At 66.1% G+C, this 25,009-nt stretch carries 24 protein-coding genes; 15 read left to right on the forward strand and 9 right to left on the reverse strand.

What is annotated here, in order from left to right; translation table 11 throughout:
• Positions 1 to 11: 11 nt before the first annotated feature.
• Entirely contained in the window at positions 12 to 911 is a 900-nt protein-coding gene (locus K1177_RS00960) for a cation diffusion facilitator family transporter (RefSeq protein ID WP_224701355.1), read from the reverse strand.
• A gap of 279 nt (positions 912 to 1,190) precedes the next feature.
• On the opposite strand from K1177_RS00960, the gene K1177_RS00965 reads away from it, so the two are divergent.
• Complete coding sequence (locus K1177_RS00965) at positions 1,191 to 1,637, forward strand: cobalamin biosynthesis protein (protein ID WP_224701356.1); 447 nt, start codon at positions 1,191 to 1,193, stop codon at positions 1,635 to 1,637.
• Here the strand turns inward: K1177_RS00965 and K1177_RS00970 are convergent.
• Positions 1,571 to 2,299 carry a cobalt-precorrin-6A reductase gene (locus tag K1177_RS00970; protein WP_224701357.1) on the reverse strand — a complete coding sequence of 243 codons (729 nt, stop codon included), beginning with the start codon at positions 2,297 to 2,299 and terminating at the stop codon, positions 1,571 to 1,573. The genes K1177_RS00965 and K1177_RS00970 overlap by 67 nt on opposite strands.
• Positions 2,300 to 2,406: 107 nt before the next feature.
• Between K1177_RS00970 and cobA the strand changes: the two genes are divergently transcribed.
• Genes cobA through cbiB form a run of 4 tightly spaced genes read left to right on the forward strand, consistent with a single transcriptional unit; the run spans position 2,407 to position 6,961 of the window.
• Positions 2,407 to 3,243 (forward strand): uroporphyrinogen-III C-methyltransferase, encoded by an 837-nt coding sequence (gene cobA, locus K1177_RS00975; RefSeq protein WP_224701358.1) that lies wholly within the window; start codon positions 2,407 to 2,409, stop codon positions 3,241 to 3,243.
• Positions 3,230 to 4,525, forward strand: a complete 1,296-nt coding sequence (locus K1177_RS00980; protein ID WP_224701360.1) for a cobyrinate a,c-diamide synthase — start codon at positions 3,230 to 3,232, stop codon at positions 4,523 to 4,525. The genes cobA and K1177_RS00980 overlap by 14 nt, the downstream gene beginning before the upstream one ends.
• A 22-nt stretch (positions 4,526 to 4,547) precedes the next feature.
• Positions 4,548 to 5,999: a cobyric acid synthase gene (locus K1177_RS00985; protein WP_396120124.1), complete on the forward strand. Its 1,452-nt coding sequence runs from the start codon at positions 4,548 to 4,550 to the stop codon at positions 5,997 to 5,999.
• Positions 5,996 to 6,961 (forward strand): adenosylcobinamide-phosphate synthase CbiB, encoded by a 966-nt coding sequence (gene cbiB, locus K1177_RS00990; protein ID WP_224701364.1) that lies wholly within the window; start codon positions 5,996 to 5,998, stop codon positions 6,959 to 6,961. Before K1177_RS00985 ends, cbiB begins: the two co-directional genes overlap by 4 nt.
• A gap of 39 nt (positions 6,962 to 7,000) precedes the next feature.
• Here the strand turns inward: cbiB and cobU are convergent, their stop codons facing one another.
• Positions 7,001 to 7,537, reverse strand: a complete 537-nt coding sequence (gene cobU / locus K1177_RS00995) for a bifunctional adenosylcobinamide kinase/adenosylcobinamide-phosphate guanylyltransferase (protein WP_224701366.1) — start codon at positions 7,535 to 7,537, stop codon at positions 7,001 to 7,003.
• Positions 7,538 to 7,745: 208 nt separating this feature from the next.
• Here cobU and K1177_RS01000 point away from each other — a divergent pair, with 208 nt between their 5' ends.
• From K1177_RS01000 to K1177_RS01020, 5 genes are all read left to right on the forward strand, one after another.
• Positions 7,746 to 8,684, forward strand: coding sequence for a BadF/BadG/BcrA/BcrD ATPase family protein (locus K1177_RS01000; protein WP_224701368.1), 939 nt, complete (start codon positions 7,746 to 7,748; stop codon positions 8,682 to 8,684).
• 27 nt (positions 8,685 to 8,711) lie between these two features.
• Positions 8,712 to 10,193 (forward strand): glucose-6-phosphate dehydrogenase, encoded by a 1,482-nt coding sequence (zwf, locus tag K1177_RS01005; protein WP_224701370.1) that lies wholly within the window; start codon positions 8,712 to 8,714, stop codon positions 10,191 to 10,193.
• Between the two features lie 222 nt (positions 10,194 to 10,415).
• Positions 10,416 to 11,111, forward strand: a complete 696-nt coding sequence (pgl, locus tag K1177_RS01010; protein WP_224701372.1) for a 6-phosphogluconolactonase — start codon at positions 10,416 to 10,418, stop codon at positions 11,109 to 11,111.
• 68 nt (positions 11,112 to 11,179) lie between these two features.
• Complete coding sequence (gene edd, locus K1177_RS01015; protein WP_224701379.1) at positions 11,180 to 12,994, forward strand: phosphogluconate dehydratase; 1,815 nt, start codon at positions 11,180 to 11,182, stop codon at positions 12,992 to 12,994.
• Positions 12,995 to 13,014: 20 nt separating this feature from the next.
• Complete coding sequence (locus K1177_RS01020) at positions 13,015 to 13,452, forward strand: hypothetical protein (RefSeq protein WP_224701381.1); 438 nt, start codon at positions 13,015 to 13,017, stop codon at positions 13,450 to 13,452.
• Positions 13,453 to 13,456: 4 nt separating this feature from the next.
• On the opposite strand, the gene mutL is transcribed toward K1177_RS01020, so the two are convergent.
• Complete coding sequence (gene mutL, locus K1177_RS01025) at positions 13,457 to 15,295, reverse strand: DNA mismatch repair endonuclease MutL (protein ID WP_224701383.1); 1,839 nt, start codon at positions 15,293 to 15,295, stop codon at positions 13,457 to 13,459.
• A gap of 108 nt (positions 15,296 to 15,403) precedes the next feature.
• Here mutL and K1177_RS01030 point away from each other — a divergent pair, with 108 nt between their 5' ends.
• Positions 15,404 to 15,910, forward strand: a complete 507-nt coding sequence (locus K1177_RS01030) for a MarR family winged helix-turn-helix transcriptional regulator (RefSeq protein ID WP_224701385.1) — start codon at positions 15,404 to 15,406, stop codon at positions 15,908 to 15,910.
• Entirely contained in the window at positions 15,894 to 16,571 is a 678-nt protein-coding gene (locus K1177_RS01035; RefSeq protein ID WP_224701387.1) for a GNAT family N-acetyltransferase, read from the forward strand. The genes K1177_RS01030 and K1177_RS01035 overlap by 17 nt, the downstream gene beginning before the upstream one ends.
• 49 nt (positions 16,572 to 16,620) lie before the next feature.
• Here the strand turns inward: K1177_RS01035 and K1177_RS01040 are convergent, their stop codons facing one another.
• Positions 16,621 to 17,805, reverse strand: a complete 1,185-nt coding sequence (locus K1177_RS01040; protein ID WP_224701389.1) for an SLAC1 family transporter — start codon at positions 17,803 to 17,805, stop codon at positions 16,621 to 16,623.
• 94 nt (positions 17,806 to 17,899) lie between these two features.
• Here K1177_RS01040 and K1177_RS01045 point away from each other — a divergent pair, with 94 nt between their 5' ends.
• The 3 genes from K1177_RS01045 to fabV all read left to right on the forward strand — a co-directional run bounded on the left by K1177_RS01045 (position 17,900) and on the right by fabV (position 20,522).
• Entirely contained in the window at positions 17,900 to 18,766 is an 867-nt protein-coding gene (locus K1177_RS01045; RefSeq protein ID WP_224701391.1) for a LysR family transcriptional regulator, read from the forward strand.
• A 61-nt stretch (positions 18,767 to 18,827) separates the two neighbouring features.
• Positions 18,828 to 19,286, forward strand: coding sequence for a nucleoside deaminase (locus K1177_RS01050; protein WP_224701393.1), 459 nt, complete (start codon positions 18,828 to 18,830; stop codon positions 19,284 to 19,286).
• Positions 19,287 to 19,355: 69 nt separating this feature from the next.
• A complete protein-coding gene (gene fabV / locus K1177_RS01055; protein WP_224701394.1) occupies positions 19,356 to 20,522 on the forward strand; it encodes an enoyl-ACP reductase FabV in 1,167 nt (388 codons plus the stop codon).
• A 229-nt stretch (positions 20,523 to 20,751) separates the two neighbouring features.
• Here fabV and K1177_RS01060 read toward each other — a convergent pair whose 3' ends face one another.
• The 4 genes from K1177_RS01060 to K1177_RS01075 all read right to left on the reverse strand — a co-directional run bounded on the left by K1177_RS01060 (position 20,752) and on the right by K1177_RS01075 (position 24,980).
• A complete protein-coding gene (locus K1177_RS01060) occupies positions 20,752 to 21,120 on the reverse strand; it encodes a DoxX family protein (RefSeq protein ID WP_224701396.1) in 369 nt (122 codons plus the stop codon).
• 97 nt (positions 21,121 to 21,217) lie between these two features.
• Positions 21,218 to 22,090 (reverse strand): patatin-like phospholipase family protein, encoded by an 873-nt coding sequence (locus tag K1177_RS01065; protein WP_224701398.1) that lies wholly within the window; start codon positions 22,088 to 22,090, stop codon positions 21,218 to 21,220.
• Positions 22,091 to 22,247: 157 nt separating this feature from the next.
• A complete protein-coding gene (purD, locus tag K1177_RS01070) occupies positions 22,248 to 23,519 on the reverse strand; it encodes a phosphoribosylamine--glycine ligase (protein ID WP_224701400.1) in 1,272 nt (423 codons plus the stop codon).
• Positions 23,520 to 23,609: 90 nt separating this feature from the next.
• A complete protein-coding gene (locus K1177_RS01075) occupies positions 23,610 to 24,980 on the reverse strand; it encodes a glutamate--cysteine ligase (protein ID WP_224701402.1) in 1,371 nt (456 codons plus the stop codon).
• Positions 24,981 to 25,009 lie beyond the last annotated feature (29 nt).

A 25,009-nucleotide genomic window follows, 5' to 3' on the forward strand; every position in this document is an offset into this window, starting at 1 on the left:
AGCAAGGCGCCTCAGACCACCACGATGCCGGCATGCTTGGCCTTGTTCTCGGGCTCGACATGGATGGTGATCTGCACCTCGCGCACCGCCTCGCGCAGCTTGGCCTCGATGTCGTCGCAGATGGCATGGGCGGCATCGACCGTCATGGTGCCGGGCACGACCAGATGGAAATCGATGAAGGTCATCCGGCCCGCCTGGCGGGTGCGGATGTCATGGGCTTCGATCGCGCCCTCGGCATTGGTGGCGATGACCTCGCGGATGGTCGCCTGCGTGTCCTTGGGCACGGCCACGTCCATCAGCCCGCCGACGCTGTCGCGGATGACGCCCCAGCCCGACCACAGGATATTGAGCGCGACAAAGGCCGCCAGGATCGAATCGAGCGGCGCCCAGCCGGTGAGATAGACCAGCGCCAGGCCGATCAGCACGCCGCCGGTCGAGACCACGTCGGTCATCAGATGCTTGCCATCGGCCTCCAGCGACACCGAGCGCACGCGCCGGCCATAACGGATCAACACCAGGGCCCAGACCACATTGATGGCCGTGGCCGCCACGCTGATGGCGATGCCCTGGATGGGTGCATCGGGCAGTTCGGGCGCCATGAAGCCCAGTACCGCCTCGCGCACGATCAGGATCGCCGCCACGATGATCATGACGCCCACGATGACGGCCGAGAAATACTCGGCCTTGTGGTAGCCATAGGGCAGGGCGGCATCGGCCGGCTTCTGCGCCAGCCAGACCGCGACCAGGGCGACCAGGGCCGTGACCACATTGACGATGGACTCAAGCGCGTCCGAATACAGCGCCACCGAGCCGGTGACGCGCCAGGCCAGGATCTTGAGCGCCAGCACGACAACGCTGACCACCAGGCTGGCGGCGGCAATGGTCAACGTCCGTTTTGCGGTGGCGGTCATGCGCGGGTCCTGCCTTGGTGTAAATAAAGCCCATAGCCGCCGTTGCGCGATGCGACAAGTCCTTGAATTTGCAAATCATTTTCAGAAGCATTCTTATCTGCAGCGCATAGGCGCCAACCCATTGATTGACCAAGCGCTTCTGTGCACCTAGAACCGGTTATGCGCAGAGTTCCCACGAAGGAACTGAAACAGAATTCGGTGCGGTCGACCCAAATCGGGGACCAACTCCGGAGCTGCAACGGTCTTGAGCGAACCTGCCTCTTTGTCCAAGAGGCGATGATGACGGCTTATTTTGCGGCACTGCCGCCCCGCACCGACAGGATCGTGGCCGGAATCGGCTTCGCCTCGGCTGTCCGCAGCGACGAGCTGGTCGCGCTGGTCACCGCGTGCCTCAGCGAAGCCGGTATGACGCCTGATCAACTGACTGCCATTGCCACCCATGTCCGCAAGCAGGGCGCGTCCCAACTGGCCGCGCTGGCCGCGCATTTCGATGTGCCGCTGCGTTTGCTGACCGATGATGATCTGTCGGGCGATGTGCCCGGCGTCGCTGAAGCCGTGGCCGCCGAAGCGGGCACGCTGGTGCTGCCCAAGCGCAAGTCGGCACTGGCCACCTGCGCCCTGGCGCGCTGCGCGCCGGATTTTGCGGTGACGCGTTTCGGTCAGCCCGCTGCGCTGAGCCGGGCGACGGCGGCGTCGACACTGTCGACCTCGATCGCCGGGCCATAGACGGGGCGCGCAATCATGATGACCTTGACCCCCAGCCGCATGGCCGCGTCCAGCTTTGCCGCCGTCTGTCCACCACCGGAATTCTTGGTGACCAGATGAGTGATTCGCTCGCCATCCATCAGCGCGATCTCGTCGGCCAGCCCATAGGGTGGGCGGCTCTGCAGCAGGCGCGCGTGCGGCGGGATGGCAAGGGCCGGGGTCTCGATCAGCCGCACTATGAACTGGCAATCTTCGCGCGCAAGGAACTGCTCGAGCCCGGCATGGCCGGTGGTGAGCAGCACGCGGGCGCCTGGTGGCAGGCAGGCGGCCGCCTCGCTGGTTGTTTCGACATGGGTCCAATTGGCGCCATCGGGCGGCGTCCAGGCCGGACGCAGAATGCGCAACAGGGGCACGCCGGTTTCGCGCGAGGCCGCCACGGCATTGAGCGAGATCTGCCCGGCATAGGGATGGGTGGCATCGACCAGCCAATCGACCGCGCCGGCGCGCAGCGTCGCCGCGAGGCCAGCAACGCCGCCGAAGCCGCCGATGCGCACTTCGCCGGGCGGCAGGAGAGGCGACTGCGTGCGTCCGGCCAGCGACGTGGTGACCGCGTGGCCCTGCGCCACCAGGCGTTCTGCCAGGTCGCGCGCTTCCGCGGTGCCGCCCAGGATCAGGATGTTCATCGTCGCAACGGGCCTCCCCATGCGAACTGTGCCCGTTCGGGCCGGGCCTCACAAGCGCACAAAGGTCGCGGCCTCGTGCGCGCCGCCAGCTTCATGGAGCAGCGCTGATGTTTGGCTGGATCCGCAAACCGCGTCGCAAGGGCCATTTCGCTGCGCTCGACCATGCCGATTTTCCGCAGCTCGAGCCCGGCACGGTCTGGCTGGTGGGGGCCGGGCCGGGCGGCCCGGGCCTTGTCTCACTACTGGCCTTTTCGGGCATCGGTCAGGCCGATGTGATCGTGCATGACGCGCTGGTCTCGTCCGAGCTTCTGGCCATGGCGCCGCCCCATGCCGAGCGCATCTTTGCCGGCAAGCGCGGCGGCAAGCCGTCGCCCAAGCAGGCCGATATTTCGCTGCAACTGATTGCCCTGGCCAAGGCCGGCAAGCGTGTGCTGCGCCTCAAGGGCGGCGACCCCTATATGTTCGGTCGCGGCGGCGAGGAGGCCGGGGCATTGCACCGCGCCGGGATAAAATTCCGCATCGTGCCGGGCATTTCCTCCGGGCTGGGTGGCCTGGCCTATGCCGGCATTCCCATCACCCATCGCGACACCAATCATGCGGTGATGTTTCTCACCGGGCACGATGAATCCGGCGCCGTGCCGCAGGGCGTCGACTGGCCGGCGGTGGCCCAGGCAGCGCCTGTGCTGGTGATGTTCATGGCCGTCAAGCATCTGGGCGCCATTGCCGGTCGGCTGCTGGCCGCCGGGCGGGACCCGAATGAACGCCTCGCCATTGTCTCCCATGCTGCCAGCCCGCAGCAGCGCGTCATCGAGACCACACTGGGCCAAGCCGCCGCGCTGACCGATGTGCCAACGCCCGCCATTGTCGTGCTGGGGCCGGTGAGCGCCTATCGCGAGAGCCTCGACTGGTATGTCGGCCAGGCCCGGGAGCATGTGTTTGGCTAAGGGCCTGGTTATCGGCGCGCCGCGCTCGGGCTCGGGCAAGACGGTGATTACCCTGGGCCTGCTCGCGGCCTTGCGGCGCCGTGGCGTGGTGGTGGCGCCGGCCAAGACCGGGCCGGACTATATCGACCCCGCCTTTCTCGGTCGTGCGGCAATGCGCGAAGCGGTCAACCTCGACCCCTGGTCGATGGCGCCCGAACGACTGCGTCAGCTCGCCGGCACACAGGCCACGGGCGCAGACCTGCTGCTGATCGAGGGCGTGATGGGCCTGTTTGATGGCGCAGCGGACGGGCAGGGCTCGACCGCTGACCTTGCTGAAAAGCTGGGCCTGCCGGTGGTGCTTGTGGTCGATGCCGACCGGCAGAGCCAATCCATTGCGCCGCTGGTGGCCGGGTTTGCCCATTGGCGCGCCGGCGTGCGTGTGGCTGGCGTGATCCTCAATCGCGTCGCGTCGGCCAAGCATGAGCGCATGCTGGTCGAGGCGCTGGCGGCCACCGGCATCACCTGTCTGGGCGCCATCCCGCGCAATGCGGCACTCGTGGTGCCCGAGCGGCATCTGGGCCTGGTGCTGCCAGGTGAAGTGGGGGCCTTTGAGGCTTTTCTCGACGAAGCGGCCGGAGCCACGGGCCGCTTCATTGACCTCGATGCGCTCTTGGCCCTGGCCATGCCGCTGGGAGACAGCGCCGCTGGCCCAGCGCCACTGGCGCCACTGGGCCAGCATATTGCCATTGCCCGCGACGATGCCTTTGCCTTTGCCTATCCGCATCTGCTCGATGGCTGGCGGGCCATGGGCGCGCAGGTGACGCCATTTTCGCCGCTGCGCGACGAGGCGCCGGACGCCAGCGCCGATGCGGTGTTTCTGCCCGGCGGCTATCCCGAGCTGCATGGGGCCACCCTGGCGAATGCCGCGACGTTCAAGACCGGGCTGCTGGCGGCGCGGGAGCGTGGTGCGCTGATCTATGGCGAATGCGGGGGCTTCATGGTGCTGGGCGACGCGCTGGTCGACAAGGCGGGAGAGAGCCACGCCATGACGGGGCTCTTGCCGCTGACCACCCGCATCGACCGGCCCAAGCGCGTGCTCGGCTATCGCCGGCTGTTGCAGGCAGGCGATCTGCCCTGGCCGGCGCGGCTCAATGGCCATGAGTTCCATTATTCCTCGGCACGCCAGAGCCGGCTGGAGCCGCTGTTTGCCGCCACCGATGCGCGTGGCGAGGCCCTGCCGGACATGGGCGCGGTGATCGGGCGCGTCATGGGCTCTTACGCCCATGTGATCGATGCGGCATAAGCAGGCCATGACACGCGCTTTGATGTTCATGGGCACTGGCTCGGATGTGGGCAAATCCCTGCTGGTGGCGGGGCTGTGCCGGGCGCTCGCCAATCGCGGGCTCCGCGTCGCGCCGTTCAAGCCGCAGAACATGAGCAACAATGCCGCCGTGACAGAAGATGGCGGCGAGATCGGCCGGGCCCAGGCGCTGCAGGCGCGGGCGGCGCGCCGCGCACCGGTGACGGCGATGAACCCCGTGCTGCTCAAGCCCGAGCTGGAAACCGGCTCGCAGGTAGTGGTGCGCGGCCAGCGCCGCGCCTCGATGAGTGCGCGCAGCTATTGGGCCGAGCGCGGGCAACTCATGCCTGAAGTGCTGGCGGCCTTTCGCGAGCTGGCGGACGAGGTCGATGTCGTGCTGGTCGAGGGCGCGGGGAGCGCCTCCGAGGTCAATCTGCGCCACAATGACATTGCCAATTTCGGCTTTGCCCAGGCGGCCGGCGTGCCGGTGGTGCTGGTGGGTGATATCGAACGCGGCGGGGTGATTGCGTCCATTGCCGGCACGTTCGCTGTGATCGACCCCGCCGATGCCGCGCTGATCCGCGCCAGTCTCATCAACAAATTCCAGGGCGATCCAACCCTGTTTGCCGATGGCATCGCCTTTCTGGCGCAGCGCACGGGCGTGCCGTGCCTGGGGCCGGTGCCGTGGTTTGCCGATGCGGCGCGCCTGCCAGCCGAGGATGTGCTGGGGCTCAAGGGCAGTATCGGCGCCCGGGACGGCGGCTATGTGATTGCCGTGCCGCAGCTGCCGCGCATCGCCAATTTCGACGATCTCGATCCGCTGCGCGCCGAACCGGGCGTCACGGTGGTGCTGGTGCAGCCCGGCGAGGCCATGCCGCGCCAGGCCGATCTCATCATCCTGCCCGGCTCCAAGGCGACGCGGGGGGACCTCGCCGCGCTGCGCGCCAATGGCTGGGACATCGATATCGCGGCCCATCACCGCGCCGGTGGGCAGGTGCTGGGCATTTGCGGCGGCTACCAGATGCTGGGCAAGTCCATCGCCGACCCGGAGGGGCTCGAAGGCGCGCCCGGCGTGTCGGAAGGCCTAGGCCTGCTCGATGTTGCGACGGTGCTGACGCCGGTCAAGCAATTGCGGGTCGAGGCGGCGACCCATGTTGCAACGGGCATGGCGATCAGCGGCTATCACATGCATATGGGCGTGACCGAGGGACCCGATCGCCAGCGGCCCTTTGCTCATGTGTCCGGAGTACCCGAGGGCGCGATCAGCGCCGATGGTCGCGTCGCCGGCACCTATTTGCACGGGCTGTTCGCGGCCGATGGCTTCCGCCGGGCGCTGCTGGGCCATGTCGCCAGCCCCGATCTGGCCTATGAGGCGGGCATCGAGGCGGTGCTCGATGCACTGGCCGCCCATCTCGAGACCCATCTTGATATCGATGCCCTGCTCGGGCTCGCCGAACCGGTGAGATCGCACCCATGACCGCGCTGATTGCGCCTTTCGCCCTGCTGCTCGAACGTGTGCTGGGCTATTCCCCCCAACTGGTGGCGGCCATTGGCCACCCGGTGATGTGGTTCGGCAAGGTGATCGACTATCTCGAAACCCGCCTCAACACGCCGACGCGCAGCCCCGTGCAGCGGCGCCAGGCCGGCATTGTTGCCCATGGCCTGCTGTTGGCGCTGGTGCTGGTGGTGAGCGTGATGGTGCAGCAGGCGGTGCGGGCCTTTCCGGGCGGGATTGTCTTTGAAATCCTGCTGGCGACGCCGTTCCTCGCGCAAAAGGAACTGGGCCGGGCTGTGCAGGCGGTGGCGCTGGCCTTGCGGACCTCGCTGGACGCCGGGCGCGAGTCGGTGAGCCATATCGTGGGGCGCGATACCCAGGCGCTCGACGAGGCCGGCGTGTCCCGCGCTGCCATCGAGACCCTGGCCGAGAGCACCTGCGATGGCGTGGTCGCGCCCTGGTTCTGGCTGGTGATCTTCGGCCTGCCGGGCATCGCGCTCTACAAGGCCATCAACACCGCCGATTCCATGATCGGGCACCGCAACGACCGCTATATCGACTATGGCTGGGCGGCGGCAAAGCTCGACGATCTCGCCAACTGGATCCCGGCGCGGTTGAGCGCCGTGCTGATCACGGCGGCCTGTTTCATCACCCCCCATGCCAGCCCGTCGGCCGCCTGGGCCATGGCGCGCCGCGATGCGCGCAAGCATGCCTCGCCCAATTCCGGCTGGCCGGAAGCCAGCTTTGCCGGGGCGCTGGGCTTTCGCCTCGGTGGTCCGCGCAGCTACGACGGCGAGATGGTCGATCTCCCCAGCTTCGGCGATGGCAAATCCGCGCTGGCCGGCAGCGACATCCTGCGCGCGCTGGGGCTCTATCGCGCAACGCTCAATGTGCTGCTCGGCGTCAGCGCGGTGCTGGCGCTCTTGCTGTGGCGCGCCGGTTAGCCTGAACGCGAGCGTGGGCCGACTCTTGGGCCAACTGGCTCACGCCTGGTGCAGCCGCCGTTCGCCCTTGAGCCTCATGGGCAGGCCGGCGACGACGAAATAGACGTCGTCGCACAGCTCGGCCAGGCGCTGGTGGGCACTGCCGGCCAGGTCGCGGAAGGTGCGGGCCATGGCATTGTCGGGCACGATCCCGAGGCCCACTTCATTGCTGACCAGGATGATGCGGCAATCCTCGATCTGCTCGAGCGTGGTGCCCAGCGCCTCGACATGGTCGGCGACGTCGTGATTGCCGATCAGCAAATTGGTGATCCACAGCGTGAGGCAATCGACCAGGATCACATCATGGTGTGGGGCGGCCTTGATGAGGGCGCGCGAAAGCTCCAGCGGCTCCTCGATGGTGGTGAAGCGCCCGGCGCGGCCTGCCTTGTGGCTGGCGACCCGGTCGCGCATCTCGGCGTCGAGCGCCTCGGCCGTGGCCAGATAGGCCGGTTTGTTGCTGCCGCGCAGCGCCAGATTCTCGGCAAAGGCTGTCTTTCCCGACCGGGCGCCGCCCAGCACAAGCACATGTCGTGTCATGATCTCTTCCCTCTTCGATCGCGGGCAACACAGGGTCCGCCGTCCCTGTCCGCCCCCTGTTGTGCAGCAAGCAGGCAAGCCATGCAAACCTGCCTATTGGCGTGGACATTTTGTGGCTTATCCTACTTTCGTCTTATCGGCTTTCGCACTATGGTCCGCCGCAAAACCAGCTCCTAGAATCCTTGTTTCCGATCCGGAGAATCCGAGCGTGACCAGATACTACCTTGGCGTTGATGGCGGTGGCACCAATTGCCGCGTGCGTCTGGCCGACGAGAATCTCAAAACGCTCGCTGAAGTGCGCAACGGTCGCTCCAATCTGCAGATCGATGCGGGCGAGCCGGCCTTCAAGGCCATTTCTGACGGCACGCGCGACGTGTTCAAGGAAGCCGGGCTCGATTTCTCGGAAACCGCCAATACCTATGCCTGCTTTGGCATGGCCGGTGGTCGCATGGATTCGGCCCGCGACGCCTTTGCCGCGCGCGACTGGCCCTTCGCCGGGGTCAAGGTCTATGACGACATCGACATTGCCCATGCCGGTGCACTGGGTGGTGAAGAGGGCGGCGTCATCATCGTCGGCACCGGCTCGGCTGCCATGTCCATTGTCGATGGCAAGCGCCATCAGGCAGGCGGCTGGGGCTTCCATATCGGCGACCAGATGAGCGGCGCCATCCTGGGGCGCGAACTGGTGCGCTATGCCGTCGAGGCCGAGGACGGCCTGGTCGAGGCCTCGCCGCTGACCAAGGCGGTGGTGGCGCGGCTGGGCGGCAGCAACCAGAGCGTGATGAGCTGGGCCTTTGCCACCGAGATGGATCTCAAGATCATCAGCCGCGACGGCTCGGAAGGCTGCGACGATGCCCTGATCGGCCGCGCGCCGGCCGAGTTCGGCAAGCTCATGCCGCTGTTCATCGAATATCTGGAAAAGGACGATCCGGTGGCCCGCAGGATGCTCGACATCCAGCTGGGCTACATCGACACCTATGCCCGCTGGTTCAAGGCCCATGGCGCCAAGGTCATGGCCATTGTCGGCGGCTTCGGCGAGCGCCTGTTTCCCATTTTGCAGAAGCATCATGGTGACTTTGTCGCCCTGCCCAAATACGAACCCCTGCATGGCGCGGTGATCCTCGCCAAACAGAATTTCTCCGCCTGAACCCCGCCTCAAACAGGGACTTGCCCAGTGTCCAGCCGTATCATTCCCGTCCAGCCCTTTGACTATGTGGTGTTCGGCGCCACTGGCGACCTGACCAAGCGCAAGCTGATCCCGGCTCTGTATCACCGCTTCAAGGATGGCCAGTTCGACGAGAATAGCCGCATCATCGGCGCCTCGCGTTCCAAGCTGAGCGATGCCGATTTCCAGAAGGCAGCGCGCGACGCCATCACCGCCTTTGTCGAAAAGGAATATCAGGACGCCGCGGTGATCGACCGCTTCGTCAAGATCTTCAGCTATGTGCCGGTCGATGCCAGCAACCCCGAAGGCTCGGGCGACCTGGGCAAGGCGCTGCGCGACGATCCCAAGATCGTGCGCGCCTTCTACCTGGCCGTGGCACCCGATCTGTTCGAGCCCATCGCCGAATATCTGCACAAGAAGAAGCTCTATCGCCGCGACGCCCGCGTGGTGATCGAAAAGCCGCTCGGCCATGACCTGGCCAGCTCGATGGAAATCAACGATGGCGTGGCCAAGATCTTCAAGGAAGATCAGGTCTATCGCATCGACCACTACCTGGGCAAAGAGACGGTGCAGAACCTGTTGGCGCTGCGCTTTGCCAACACGCTGTTCGAGCCGATCTGGAACAGCGCCCATATCGACCATGTGCAGCTGACCGTGGCCGAGAGCGTCGGCGCCGGCACGCGCGGCTATTACGACGAATCCGGCGCGCTGCGCGACATGATCCAGAACCACATGCTGCAGCTGCTGTGCCTGGTGGCCATGGAGCCCCCGGCCAGCGACGACGCCAATGCGCTGCGCGACGAAAAGCTCAAGGTGCTGCGCTCGCTCAAGCCGATCACCAATGGGGATGTGGCCAAGAACACCGTGCGCGGCCAGTACAAGGGCGTGAGCTCGGAGACCACTTCGGTCGCCAGCTACCAGGACGAGCTGCCCGAGGACAAGAAGGGCAGCCGCACCGAAACCTTCGTGGCGCTCAAGGCCGAGATCGAAAACTGGCGCTGGGCCGGCGTGCCGTTCTATTTCCGCACCGGCAAGCGCATGGCCAACCGCGTCTCGGAAATCTGCATCCAGTTCAAGCCGATTCCGCACTCGATCTTCGACCATGCCGAAGGCGCGCCAAAAGCCAACAAGCTCGTCATCCGCCTGCAGCCCAATGAGGGCGTCAAGCTGCTGATGATGATCAAGGACCCCGGCCCGGGCGGCATGCGCCTGCGCGAGGTGCCGCTCAACCTCAGCTTCGCCCAGGCCTTCTCCGAGCGCACGCCGGAAGCCTATGAGCGCCTGCTGATGGACGTGATCCGCGGCAGCCAGACGCTGTTCATGCGCCGCGACGAGCTGGAAGCAGCCTGGATGTGGGTCGACCCCATCCGCCAGGCCTGGGACCGCTCGAGCGAACCGCCGCAGGGCTATACCGCCGGCACTTGGGGCCCCAGCGGCTCGATCGCCCTGATCGAGCGCGATGGTCGCACCTGGTATGAGGACGACAACTGAGGCCATGCTGCAACCCCTCACAAAGGACCGGACGGTCGCCACCTCTCCCCTGAGGGGAGAGGTCGGCGCGCAGCGCCGGGTGAGGGGTTCAGCGCTGCAGTGCTACCAAAAGGCCTTCACCCCTCACCCCAGCTCTGCCACGTCGCTGGCGCTCCGGGCGCCGCTACCCTCTCCCCTGAGGGGCGAGGGGGCGCCGGAGCCGACAAATTTGGAACAGATACAATGACCATCGAGCGCCGCAGCTTTGCCGACAAGCCGACTCTGGCCAAGGAATTGGCCGAGGCCGTTGCCGACCGCATTCGCCAGGCGATCGAGACGCGCGGTGAAGCCGCCATTGCCGTCAGCGGTGGTTCGACCCCGGCGCGCTTCTTCCAGGCGCTGGGCAAGACCAAAGACATCGACTGGTCCAAGGTCGTGGTGACGCTTGTCGACGAGCGCTGGGTCGATGAAACCAATGACCGCTCCAATGCGCTGCTGGTCAACGAGAAGATGCTGCAGGGACCGGCCGCCATTGCCCGTTTCTTCCCGCTCTATTCGGGCGGCAGCGAACCGGACGCCGCCGGCGTCGCGCGCACCAATGCGCTGCTGGCCGACCTGCCGCGCCCCTTTGCCGCCGTTGTGCTGGGCATGGGCAGCGACGGGCACACCGCCTCGTTCTTTCCCGGCGGCGACACGCTGGCCGAGGCATTGACCGCCGAGGGCCCCACGCTCTCCATTCGCGCGCCGGGCGCCGGCGAACCGCGCATCACCTTTACCCTTCCGCGCCTCCTCCAGGCGGATGGGCTATACCTTCACATCGAAGGGGAGGAAAAGGCCGCCGTGCTCGACACCGCACTGGGTGAGGGTCCCACCGAGGACATGCCCATTCGTGCCGTCCTGCGGTCCGGCCACGCCGTGAACGTCTACTGGTGCCCATAGTCCCCTCGGCGGTCCCCAATTGACCGCCCTGGCCACGAAGGGCTCCACTGAGAACCAGGAGCTCGCCTATGTCTGTTCGTCAGGCCATTCAGGATGTCACCGACCGCATTGCGGCCCGTAGCCGCGACAGCCGTCGCGATTATCTCAACCGCCTGGACGGCGCGCGCGAAGCGGGGGTGCACCGCGCCGTGCTGTCATGCGGCAATCTTGCCCATGCCTTTGCTGCCTGCTCGCCCGCCGAAAAGGCCGCGCTGGCCGGCAACAAGACGCTGAACCTGGGCATTGTCACCAGCTACAACGACATGCTGAGTGCCCATCAGCCCTATCAATTCTATCCCGACATCATCAAGCAGGCGGCCCGCGAGATCGGCGCCACCGCCCAGGTAGCCGGCGGCGTGCCGGCGATGTGCGACGGCGTCACCCAGGGCCAGCCGGGCATGGACCTGAGCCTGTTCAGCCGCGACGTGATCGCCATGGCCACGGCCATTTCGCTCAGCCACAACATGTTCGACGCGGCCGTCTATCTGGGCATCTGCGACAAGATCGTGCCGGGCCTCTTGATCGGCGCGCTGACGTTTGGCCATCTGCCGGCCGTGTTCGTGCCCGCCGGGCCCATGCCTTCGGGCATTCCCAACGACGAAAAGTCCAAGGTCCGCCAGCTCTATATGGAGGGCAAGGTCGGCCGCGCCGAATTGCTCGAAGCCGAATCCAAGTCCTATCACTCGGCCGGCACCTGCACCTTCTATGGCACCGCCAATTCCAACCAGATGCTCATGGAAATCATGGGCCTGCACCTGCCCGGCGCCAGCTTCGTCAATCCCGGCACGCCGCTGCGCGATGCGCTGACGCGCGAAGCCACGGTGCGCGCGCTGTCGCTGACCGCGCTGGGCAACAATTATACGCCGGTGGGCCACATCATCGACGAAAAGGCCATCGTCAACGGGCTGGTGGGCCTGCACGCCACGGGCGGCTCCACCAACCACACCATGCACCTGATCGCCATCGCCGCCGCAGCCGGGCTGCAGGTGACCTGGGACGACATGAGCGATCTGAGCGACGCAACGCCGCTGCTGGCCCGCGTCTATCCCAATGGCGTGGCCGACGTGAACCATTTCCACGCTGCCGGCGGCATGGGCTTCCTGATCCAGGAGCTGCTCGAGAGCGGCCATCTGCACGAGGACGTCAAGACCGTCTGGGGCGATGGCCTCTCCAACTACACCGTCGAGGCCAAGCTGATCGACGAGAAGCTGGCCTTTGAGGCATCGCCCAAGGAATCGGCCCTGCCCAAGGTGCTGACCAAGGTGGCGACACCCTTCCAGGAAACCGGCGGCCTCAAGCTGCTGAGTGGCAATCTCGGCCGCTCGGTGATCAAGGTCTCGGCCGTCAAGCCCGAGCACCGCGTCATCGAAGCCCCGGCGCGTGTCTTCCACGGTCAGGAAGGCCTGCAGGCCGCGTTCAAGGCCGGCGAACTGACCGGCGACATGATCGCCGTGGTGCGCTTCTCCGGGCCCAAGGCCCTGGGCATGCCCGAGCTGCACAAGCTGACCCCGGCGCTGGGCGTGCTGCAGGACCGCGGCTTCAAGGTGGCCCTGCTCACCGACGGCCGTATGTCGGGCGCCTCGGGCAAGGTGCCTGCCGCTATCCACATGACCCCCGAGGCCGTCGACGGCGGCCCGATCAGCAAGATCCGCGATGGAGACATGATCCGTCTCGACGCCAACCTGGGCACGCTGACCTTTTTGGGCGACGAGAAGGAATTCTTCTCCCGCACCCCGGCCACCGAGGACCTGCGCAGCCAGCATTTCGGCATGGGCCGCGAACTCTTCGCCGGGTTCCGGAGCCTCGTGGGCGTGGCCGACCGCGGCGCCAGCGTGTTTCAATAGAGGGCAGAAGGGCGAGCGCTATGGGCGTTATGCGGCGCATTTTCGACCTGGCGGCCATCGTCGTCGGGTCCGCTATGCTCTTGGCGATCGTGGTGCCGATAGGTCTATTCGCCTACGTGAGTTTTATGCCGCATCTACTTCTCAACGAGACAACCCGCTATCTCTACAAGTATCGAAACATGACAGGACGGAACGCGGATATTAGCTTGGTTCCCGACCTCTTCAAGGTCGGTGAGCCCAAGGAACAGGTAGCGAGTAACTTGCTGGGGGCTGGCCTCGATGCGTGGAACACCTCCTATCTGAAGATGCCCTCTGGGGCGCGGAGCGTTCAGCGATTCCGTCTGTCGGCTGGGATACGTGACCTAGCATGCGGCAGTGAGCTTTTTGTAGTTGTTGGGTATGATCAGGGTGATCTGCTGACGTCCGCCACCGTGGAGCAGGGTGGGGCCTGCCTCTAGCGTTCTATCGGCTCCGCCCGAACAGTCGCTCGATGTCTTTCTGCTTGAGTTCGACATAGGTGGGGCGGCCATGGATGCACTGGCCGGAATGGGGCGTGGCCTCCATGTCGCGCAGCAGGGCGTTCATTTCATCGACGCGCAGTCGACGGCCGGAGCGCACCGACCCGTGACAGGCCATGCGGGCGATGATGGCTTCCATGCGGTCGTTGACGGCGGCAATGGAGTCCCATTCGGCCAGGCCATCGGCGACATCGCGCACCAGCCCGTCGATATCGGAATTGCCCAGGAGGGCCGGCGTTTCGCGTACCGCCACGGCGCGGGGGCCGAAGCGCTCGAGGTAGAGCCCGAAGCGTTCGAGCTCGGACGCGGCGTCTTCGAGGCGCGCGCAATCTTCCTCGGGCAGTTCGATCACCAGCGGAATGAGCTGGGCCTGGCTGGGGACGGGGCCTGAAGCCAGTTGCGCCTTGAAGCGCTCGTAGACAAGACGCTCATGGGCGGCATGCTGATCGACCAGCAAGAGGCCCTCGCCATTCTGGGCGATGATGAAATTGTCAAACATCTGCGCCCGTGCGGTGCCGAGCGGATATTCGGACAGTTCGGCGGGGCTGGCCTCGACATGGGGCTCGACGCGGGCGCTGGGCTCGCTGAGGCCATCAAGCGCCCCCTGGCGGAAGCTTGGCGAGAAGGGATTGCCGCTGCCGGCCGGCAGGCTGCGCTCATAGCCGGAATAGGGTCCGGGCGCGGGGACGCGATAGGGCAGGGTCGAGCCCGGCACATCGACGGGTGCCGGATAGGCCGGGGCGCTGAAAGCCCCCAGCACACCCTCGGCGACGCTGGTCGACGCCTTGAAACCGGCGGCGGTCAGCGCTTCGCCTATGGCCCGGATGACGGCGCTGCGCACCGCGCCGGCGTCGCGGAAGCGCAGTTCCGCCTTGGCCGGATGCACATTGACGTCTACCTCGGCCGGATCGATGGCGATATAGAGCGCCACCACCGGGAAGCGGTCGCGGAAGGTATAGTCGGCATAGGCGGCGCGCACGGCGCCCACCAGCACCTTGTCGCGCACCGAGCGGCCGTTGACGAAGTAGAACTGCGACAGCGAATTGGCCCGCGTATAGGTCGGCAGGCCCGCCAGCCCCGCCACCACCACGCCATGCCGGGCTGTGGCCAGCGTCACCGCATTCTGCGCGAAATCATCACCGATCACCTGCGCCAGGCGCGACTGCAGGGCGGCCGCGCCGCTGACCGCTGGCCAGTTCGACGCCGAGCGGTCGCTGCCATTGAGCACGAAATGCACCGCCGGATTGGCCATGGCGAGGCGCTTGAGCACATCGGTGACGGCGCCGGCCTCCGAGCGGTCGGACTTGAGGAATTTGAGCCGGGCAGGAATGCGGGCAAAGAGGTTCTTGACCTCGACAATGGTGCCGCGGTTCATCGCCTGCGGCACCGGACCGATGCGCCGGCCGTTATCGACCACGATGCGCAGGCCGGACTCGGCGTCCTCTGTCCGCGAGGAAATGGTCAGCTCGGCCACCGAGCCGATGGAGGCCAGGGCCTCGCCGCGGAAACCCAGGCTGCGGATATCGTCGAGATCGTCGGTGGCGAGCTTGGAGGTGGCATGGCGCTCGACCGAGAGCACGAGGTCGGCCGCATCCATGCCATGGCCGTCGTCTTCGATGCGCAGCAGCGTCTTGCCGCCACCGGCCGTGGTCACGACGATGCGCGAGGCGCCGGCGTCGATGGCATTTTCCACCAATTCCTTGACCACGCTGGCAGGGCGCTCCACCACCTCGCCGGCGGCGATGCGGTTGATCAGATCTTCGGGCAGTTGGCGGATGGGCAAGGGCGATTCTCCTGCCGCCAATATAGGCGATGCACGAGACGTTTCCGATGCTCATTCCGGCGCTGCACAGTCTGGACGCGACGATCATGGCCTGTTACATAACAAGTTATGGAAAAACAGCGCGACATTGAGGATGTGGTTCGGGCTCTGGGCTATCTGTGCCTGGGCAGCCGTTTCAAGCGCATTGGCGAGCGGCTGCAGGCCGGAACCCAGCAGATCCTGGCGCGCCTCGATACCGAGGTTCCCGCGGCACAGTTCCCCATCTTGGCGGCCATCGACCGGCTGGGGGCCCTGACCGTTGGTGAAATGGCGCAGGCCCTGGGCGTCAGCCAGCCCGGCATCACCCGCAGCCTGTTGCAATTGTGCGCGCTCGGCATGGTGGACATCGCGACCTCCGCTGAAGACGGACGGCAGCGCGTTGTCTCCCTGACGGCGGCCGGGCGCGATCTCGTGATGCGATCAAAGGCCGGCGTCTGGGCCGAGGTGGCTGCCGCCGTTGCCGAACTCTGCGTCGATCTGGACGGGCCGCTGCTGGAGCAGTTGAGCACGATCGAGGATCGGCTGGCGGAGACTGGACTGAAGGACAGGGGCAAGAGCCATGACGCACCCGCTTGATCGGCCCATCTGGTCGGCCCTAACCGGCGAGCAGGCTGCCTGGGCGCGGGGCACAACAGCCGCGCTGCGCTTCGAGCGCGACATCAGTCCCTTCGCGGCGCCCGCCGACCAGAGTGCAGCCAGCCTGGCGGCCCTGCAAGGCCTGGTCGAGCCCGATGAACAGATCATCCTGGTCCAGAGTGAACCCATTGTGCTGCCGCCTGGCCTGACCGCTGTCTCGACAGCCCGCGCCGTGCAAATGGTGGCGCCCAATGCCTGGCCGATGCCGGAGCAGGATCGGTTGGTCCGCCTGGGGACCGCCGACGAGGCCGAAATGTATGCTTTGGCCATGCTGACGCGCCCCGGTCCGTTCGCACCCCGGTCCATGCGGCTGGGCGAGTTCTGGGGCATAAGGCAGAAGGACCGACTGGTCGGCATGGCCGGCGAACGGCTGCGTCAGGGGGAGTGGGTGGAATTGAGCGGCGTCTGCGTCCACCCCGATGCGCGAGGTCAGGGGCTGGGCAGGCTGTTGTCGGGCTTTGTGGCGGAGCGCATTCGTGCCAAGGCGAAGCGCCCCTATCTGCATGTCTTTGAGACCAATACCGCCGCGATTCGGGTCTACGGTTCGCTTGGATTTGCAACACGGGCCATGATGAACGTGACGGTTGCGTGCCGCACTTGATCGCCTGTGGCGCCTGCGCTCTGGCCACGGTGACCGGCGCGCCAGTCGGCTATTGCGAGGACACAGCGTTTGCCGGAACGCTGCCGTGATCATCGAACCCAGGATCCACGGTCGCATCCGCATCAACACCTGCCGGGCTGCCGTGCCAGGCGCTGCCGATGCTGCGCAGGGCCACGATCATCCAGGTGACCACCACCACTATCCCCAGCACGAAGCCCAGGCCCCAGAGGATACCACTGTCCCAGATATCGGCCAGCGCCCACGTGGCCAGGGTGAACACGCCCAGCGGAAATACATAGGCCCACCAGCCCAGGTTGAATGGCACCGGCGTGGCGAAATAGCGGGCGCTGATCAGGCTCGCGAGCCCCACCCACCACAGGCCATAGCCCCACAGCAGGGTGGCCAGCAAAAGGGCGGCCCCGGCCATGGCTTGCGCCAGCGGCGCCAGGGCCGTGTTGGCCAGGGCGCCCGGCACGACCTGGCTGAACAGCGCCATGCCCAGGGCGCCGGTGGCGATCGGGCCAAGGGCCAGCCAGCAGCTTGGCGCCATGCTGGCAGGCGGCAGGCTGTGCACGATCATGCGCACGACCAGCACCACGACAAGCCCCAGCGCCAGCGGCACCGAGCAGGCCCAGAGCGCAAGACTGGCCAGCAGCACGCCGTCCTGTTCGGCCTGCGGCAGATGGGTGACCAGTTGCAGGCTGCTGACCGCGGCCACTTCCGCGGCCACCAGCGGCAGTAGCCACACCCCGGTCATCTGCGCCGGGCTATGGCTCTGGCGGGTGAACATCAATAGCGGCACGCCCAGCCCGGCGGCGATCGCCAGACCGCAGTCGAGCAGCCAGAGGCCATGGGCAATGCTGATCGCCGCAGGCCCCAACAGCGCAGGCCCGAACAGCACAAAACCATTGGCGATGGTCGCCAGGCCCATGGGGATCGTGCCCAGGGCCATCGACAGCACGGTATGGCTGGCAATGCACCGCGCCTGCTCGGCATGCAGCAGCCAGTGCAGCGCATAGAGCACGCTGAACAGGGCAAAGAGCCCGATGTTGAGGCCCCAGAGCAACCGGCCGGCCTGATAGAGCGCCGGCACCTGACCGAAATGGCCGAGCACCAGCGCCACAACGCCGGTGCCCATGGTCGCGGCGAACCAGTTGGGAGCAAAGCGCCGGATGGCATTGCCGGCCAGCGGGGGCAGCATGGCGGGATGGGGGCTGGTGTCGATCACGGTCATGGGCGTCTCCTGCGCCCAGATAGCGCCAGACTGACCATGCAATCCAACAGAACGTTATCGTAGTATTGATCGACAAAATCGATTAATATCAGGCATGACCCTTGAGCAGTTGCGCATCTTTCTCGCCGTCGCCGAACAGCAGCACATCACCCGTGCCGCCCAGAGCCTGCATCTGACCCAGTCCGCTGTCAGCGCCGCCGTTGCGGCCCTGGAGAGCCGCCATGGCGTGCGCCTGTTCGACCGGGTTGGGCGGGCCATCCTGCTCAACGATACCGGACGGGCTTTCCAGGCCGAAGCCCGCGCCGTGCTCGACAGCGCCCGGGCGGCCGAGAATGCGCTTGATGACCTGTCGGCGCTGCGGCGTGGCCGGCTGTCGATCATGGCCAGCCAGACTGTTGCCAATCATTGGCTGCCAGGCCGGCTGGTGGCCTTTCGCCGTGCCTATCCGCAGGTCGAGATCGAACTGGGCTTTGCCAATACCGACCAGGTAGCCGACGGGGTGGAGAGCGGTCGGGCCGAGCTGGGGCTGGTGGAAGGCGATGTCAACCGCGACCCGCTGAGCCGCGACCTGCTGGACCATGACGAAATGGTGGTGGTGGTTGCCCCCGGTCACCCCTGGGCCGGGCGCAATATTGCGCCGGACGATCTGGGCACCACGCCCTGGGTGGTGCGCGAGACCGGGTCGGGCACGCGCGCTGCCTTTGATGGCCTGCTGCAGCGCGCCGGGGTGACCCCGGAAATCGCCATGGCCCTGCCGGGCAACGAGGCGGTGATCGGCGTGGTCGAGGCCGGGCTGGGGGCCACGCTGGTCTCGCGCAATGTCGCCCGGGCCCATCTAGCGGCAGGGCTGCTCTGCCTCGTCCATACGCCGCCGGTACGGCGGGACTTCTACCTGCTGCGGCATCGCCAGCGGCACCGCACCCAGGCGGCCGCGGCCTTTCTGGCGCTGCAAGACGGTTGAGCCACCTCAGCGGGGCAGGACCGGCTTGCCCGGCAGGGCTTTGCCCAGTATCACCAAAGCCATGTCCGACACGGCCCCCACACCGATGAGCCAGGCGCTGGCACTGGCCGAAGAGGCCGCCGCCCATGGCGAGGCGCCGGTGGGCGCCGTGATCATGGAAGGCGACCGGGTGCTGGCGGCTGAGCGCAACCGCATGAAGACCCTTGGCGACCCCACCGCCCATGCCGAAATGCTGGCCATCCGCACGGCGCTGGCCACGCGCGGCACCGGGCGGCTCGACGGCTGCGACCTCTATGTGACGCTCGAACCCTGCGCCATGTGCGCCGGGGCCATCGCCCATACCCGCCTGCGCCGGGTCTACTATGCCGCCGAAGACACCAAGGCAGGGGCGGTGGACAATGGCGTGCGCCTGTTCGACCAGCCCAGCTGCCACCACCATCCCGAGGTGATCGGCGGCATTGGCGCGGCCCGCGCCGAGGCCATGCTCAAGCAGTTCTTTGTTGGATTACGCCAGTCCTGACCGCGCTGCACTAGCCGCAACCGCTTCGGCGCGCTATTGGCAGAGGCAAGAGCTTATTGGAGACCGCCCATGATTATCGAGCCCAAGATCCGTGGCTTCATCTGCACCACGGCCCATCCGGTCGGCTGCGCCACCAATGTCCAGCGCCAGATCGATCATGTCGTGGTCAAGGGCCCCATCCCCACCGGGCCGCGCCGCGTGCTGGTGCTGGGCTGCTCGACGGGCTACGGCCTGGCCTCGCGCATCGTCACCACCTTTGGCAGCAATGCCGACACCGTTGGCGTGTCGTTCGAGCGCGAGCCGGGCGAAGCCAAGACGGCCAGCGCCGGCTGGTACAACAACCGTGCCTTCGAGCAGCGCGCCAAGGCCGCTGGCCGCGTGGCCGTGACCATTGAGGGCGACGCCTTCTCTGACGCCGTCAAGGCCGAGGCCATCGAAGCCATCCGCGCCAATCTCGGCCAGGTGGACCTGATCGTCTATTCGGTGGCCTCCCCGGTGCGCACCGACCCCAAGGACGGCGTGACCTATCGCTCGGCCATCAAGCCCTATGGTGCCGCCGTCACCTCCAAGACGCTCAACACCGGCACCGGTGAAGTCTCCGAGATTTCCGTCGAGCCGGCGACCGAGGAAGAAGCCGCCGCCACCGTCAAGGTGATGGGCGGCGAGGATTGGGAACTCTGGATCGCAGCACTGGCCGAAGCCGGCGTGCTGGCCGATGGCTTCCAGACGCTCAACTACACCTATCTCGGCAGCAAGCTGACCTGGCCGATCTATCACAAGGGCACGCTGGGCAAGGCCAAGGCCGACCTCGACCGCGCCGCTGCGGCCATCCGCGCCAAGCATGGCGAGCACGCCGCCCATGTCGTGGCGCTCAAGGCCGTGGTGACCCAGGCGAGCTCGGCCATTCCTGTCGTGCCGCTCTATGGGACGCTGCTGATCAAGGTCGAGGACGAAATGGGCCTGGGCGAAGGCCCGATCCAGCAGATCGACCGCCTGTTCCGCGACAAGCTGGCCGGCGACCTTGCCCTGGACGAGGAAAGCCGCATCCGTGTTGACGACTGGGAACTGTCCGACACCATGCAGGCCGAACTGGCCAAACGCTGGGCCGCCCTGACCACCGAAAGCCTGGCTGACCTGGCCGACCTGCCGAAATACCGCGAGGAATTCCTCAAGCTGTTCGGCTTCGGTCTGGGCGGCGTGGATTACGCGGCCGACGTCGATCCGCGCGAAGTCTGATCGACCGATTGACCACACGAAGAGGCCCGGCATCAGCCGGGCCTTTTTGTTTGCGGGACCTTGCTCGCTTCAAGTCTAGATTGACGCGGTTCAATCGCCCCCTCCCCCTTGATGGGAGGGTCGGGGTGGGAGTGGTCCTGATGACCACCGACGGACCCCCTCCCTCGTTCCCTCCCCTCAAGGGGGAGGGAGGCAAAGGAGCCGCAAATCCAATGCAGAGTGAAACGACCTAGCTCAGCGGAAACAGCTCGCGGATGCGCGGATCGCGCAGCCAGAGCGCGGCCCACATGGCAATGCCGAAATAGACGCTGAACAGCGTATGGCTATAGAGCGGATTGTCGACCCGCAGATTGGCGGCCAGCGCGCCACCGAGGAGGCCCGTCATCAGGATGGCACCCAACAGGGCCGTGCGTGGAATGGCGAACAGCACCATGCAGGCCAGCTCGATGCAGCCGATCAGCACCATATATTTGATGGGCCAGCCCACCACGGTCAGCGGCTCGATGGCCGCGTTCATGCCCATCAGCTTGGGCGTCACCGACGCGCCCAGAATGAACAGCACCAGCAAGGCGCTCAAAATCCAACCGGCAATAATCACGACACGCTCTCCCTGCGCGCGACCCCCTGGTCGCCATGCTAGCATGACGGTCGGCGCCGTCCATATTCGACGCGCTGGATGCGATTTCGGGGCAGGGTCAGGACATGCCCACGGCGGGCAGGCGGTTCTGGATATAGTCCTCGATCTTCTGGCTGAGGATGCGCTTGAACCGGTCTTTCTCGGCGTCGGCATGGGCGACGATCTCGCGCACGCGCCAGAACTCCAGGGCGCCGAAATTGGCCACATGCGGTCGCACATAGATGTCGGGCGGATAGGCCGCCATCATGTGCGCGGTCAGCGAGTGCATCATGATCTGGGCCGAGCCGAACCAGATGTCGAGCGCCTTGTGGTCCGTCTTGGTCAAGCCCTGGGAGGGATCGCCATTGACGTCAATGCCGATGAGGAAATCGGTGTCGATATCGGCCTGGTCGAGCGGCAGCGGATTGACCACCCCGCCATCGACGAGCAGGTGGTTGGCATAGCTCACCGGCTTGAACAGGCTCGGAATGGCAATCGAGCCGGCAATGGCCGGGCGCAGCGGGCCGGAATTGAACACCACCTGGTGCCAGGACTGGAAATCGGTGGCCACGACATAGAGCGGGATCTTGAGATCCTTGAACTCGAGCGGAAACCCCTCTGGAATGAAGCTGTCCACAATGCTCGAGGCATCAAGCTGCATGGAGATGCCGTTCTTGAGAATGCCGCCCAGCCCGCGCAACTGGATGGCCCAGAGCTTGGTGGCAATGGTGCGCATGGTGCCCAGCACCGCATAGGAATGCTCGCGCAGCTCGGACCCTGTCATGCCGGAGGCCCAGCCGGCGCCGATCAGCGCGCCGATCGAGGTGCCCGAAATCACCGCGGGCTTGAGGCCCAGCTCATCAATGGCTTCAATATAGGGAATGTGGGTCAGCCCGCGGGCCGAACCGCCCCCCAGGGCAACCCCGATCCTTGGACCTGAAATCGTGCTCATCTCGCCTCGCTCCGCCGCCCGCGAGAGCACCCTGTCGGCGACCGGTGGCGCGCACAAAAGGCGCTGGCCACAGGAGGTTGCGACGGCGTCTCGTCAGTGACCGTCCAGCATAGAGACTAGTCCGGCGAAGTTGAGGAAAGGTTCAGAGCTGTGCCGTTCAGCGGCTGCGGGCGATTTCGCGCCAGCCGATGTCGCGGCGACAGAAGCCCTCCGGCCAGTCGATGGCATCGACCCCTGCATAGGCGCGCTGCTGCGCCTCCAGCACCGTATCGCCCAGCGCAGTGACATTGAGCACGCGGCCACCCCAGGCGAGGAGCCGATCGCCATCGCGACGTGTGCCGGCGTGAAAGAAATGGGTGTGCTCGGCATTGACCGCGTCGACGCCCTTGATCTCCGAGCCCTTGCCATAGCTGCCGGGATAGCCCTGCGTGGCCAGGATCACCGTCAGGGCGAACTGGTCCTTCCAGGCGACATCATGGCCGGCCAGCGTGCTGGTGGCCACGGCATGCAGCAGCGGCAGCAGATCGCTTTCCATGCGCATCATCATCACCTGCGTCTCGGGATCGCCGAAGCGGGCGTTGTATTCCACGAGCTTGGGACCATCTTCGGTCAGCATCAGCCCGGCATAGAGGACGCCCTGATAGGGCGTGCCGCGGGCGGCCAGGCCGCGCACGGTCGGCCAGATGACGCGTTCGATGGTCTCGTCATAGATTTCGCGCGTCATCACCGGAGCCGGCGAATAGGCGCCCATGCCGCCGGTATTGGGGCCGGTATCGCCATCAAAGGCGCGCTTGTGGTCCTGCGCGGTGGTGAGGGGCAGGATGTTGGTGCCGTCGCAGAGCACGAAGAGGCTGACTTCCTCGCCCTCCATGAACTCCTCGATCACCACCTCGGCGCCGGACGCGCCAAAGGCACCGGAGAAGCAGTCGATGATGGCTTCTTCGGCCTCTTCGACCGACATGGCCACGGTGACGCCCTTGCCGGCGGCCAGGCCGTCGGCCTTGATCACGATCGGAGCGCCCTGGGTATAGAGATAGGCCAGGGCCGCGGCTTCATTGTCGAAGCGACCATAGGCGGCGGTGGGAATATCCATCTCGTCGCACAATGCCTTGGTGAAGCCCTTGGAGCCTTCGAGCTGGCCGGCGGCCTTGGACGGGCAGAAGCAGGTAAAGCCCGCCGCGCGCACATCATCACCCAGCCCGGCCACCACCTGGGCGTCGGGGCCGACGACGACGAAGTCGATCTGGTGCTGCCGGCAAAGCGCAACCACTGCCGCATGGTCGGTCACATCAACCGCAAGGTTTTCCGCCACCGATCCGGTGCCGCCATTGCCGGGGGCGATGAAGAGCTTGGTCAGCAGCGGCGACTGCGCGATCTTCCATGCCAGGGCATGCTCACGCCCGCCCGAACCGATCACCAAAACCCGCATCTGCCGCCCTCCGTGCCTGTTGGGCGCGTGATGCACGACCAGCGGCGCGGAGGCAAGGATTTCTTCGCCCCAAGCCGGGGCAGCGCGGGCCTACATCTCGGCTTCGCTGAAGATCCGGGTGATGTCGCCGCCCCATTCGCCATTGAGCTTGGCGCGCCAGCGTTCGGCCGGCGTCTGGGCGAGGCGGATCGTCTCTTCGAGCGGCGCCAGGTGGATGGTCTCGTCCTTGCCGGCGGCATTGAGCCGGTTGCGGCGCACCAGGCCCGCCTCGGCGATCCCGACGGCCTGGGCCGCATAGTCATAGAGATTGCTGCGATCGAGCGGTGTCTCGAGGCCGAGCCTGGGCACATCCTTGCGGATCTGCTCGCGCTGCGCCGGCGTCCACGGCTTGATCATCTCATAGGCGGCTTCCAGCGCGATCTCGTCATAGAGCAGACCGGTCCAGAACGCCGACAGCGCCGTCACCGATTTTTCGTCGCCCATGTCAGCGCCGCGCATCTCAAGGAACTGCTTGAGCCGCACTTCGGGGAAGATGGTCGAGAGGTGATCTTCCCAATCCTTGATTGTCGGCTTTTCGCCCGGCAACTGCGGCAACTCGCCCTTGAGGAAGGCACGGAAGCTCTCGCCCGCGACATTGACATAGGCACCCTTGCGGATGACGAAATACATCGGCACATCAAGGGCATAATCGACATATTGCTCGAAGCCGAAGCCCTCCTCGAAGACAAAGGGCAGCATGCCGGTGCGGGCATTGTCGGTGTTGAGCCAGATGTGGCTGCGATAGCTGAGATAGCCGGTATCGACGCCATCGGCGAAGGGCGAATTGGCGAAGAGCGCGGTAGCGACCGGCTGCAGCGCCAGGGCGACGCGGAGCTTTTTCACCATGTCGGCTTCGCTGGAAAAATCCAGATTGGTCTGCACGGTGCAGGAGCGGAACATCATCGATGTGCCCAGCGTGCCGACCTTTTCCATATAGGGCTTCATGATGCCGTAGCGCGACTTGGGCATGGCCGGGATGTCATCGACCGACCAGATGGGCGTGACGCCCAGGCCGAGGAAATGAATATCGAGCGGAGCTGCCGCCGCCTTGCTGACGGCAAGGTGCTCGGCCAGTTCGGCGGCCGAGGCATGCAGGTCAACCTGCGGCGCGCCCGACAGTTCGAACTGCCCACCCGGCTCAAGCGAGATGCCGCCCGCATATTCGTGGTTGCGCAGGCCGATGGGATTGTCGCCGTCGTAGAAAGGCTGCCAGCCTGTTGCGGCCTGCACCCCGTCGAGCAGGGCGCGAATCCCGTTGGGACCCTCATAGGTCACCGGCCGCAGCGGGTTGGTGTGGAACACATGCTTTTCGTGTTCGGTGCCGATGCGCCAGTCGGCCTGCGGCTTGCAGCCGCGCGACAGCGCTTCGATCAGGTCGGCGCGGGATTCGATAAGAGGGCTATAGCTGTCTGCGCCGGCCATGAAGAGTCCTCGGTCTCAAGAGGGTCAAT

Source organism: Devosia aquimaris (assembly GCF_020169335.1).
In the GTDB taxonomy this organism is placed as follows: domain Bacteria; phylum Pseudomonadota; class Alphaproteobacteria; order Rhizobiales; family Devosiaceae; genus Devosia; species Devosia aquimaris.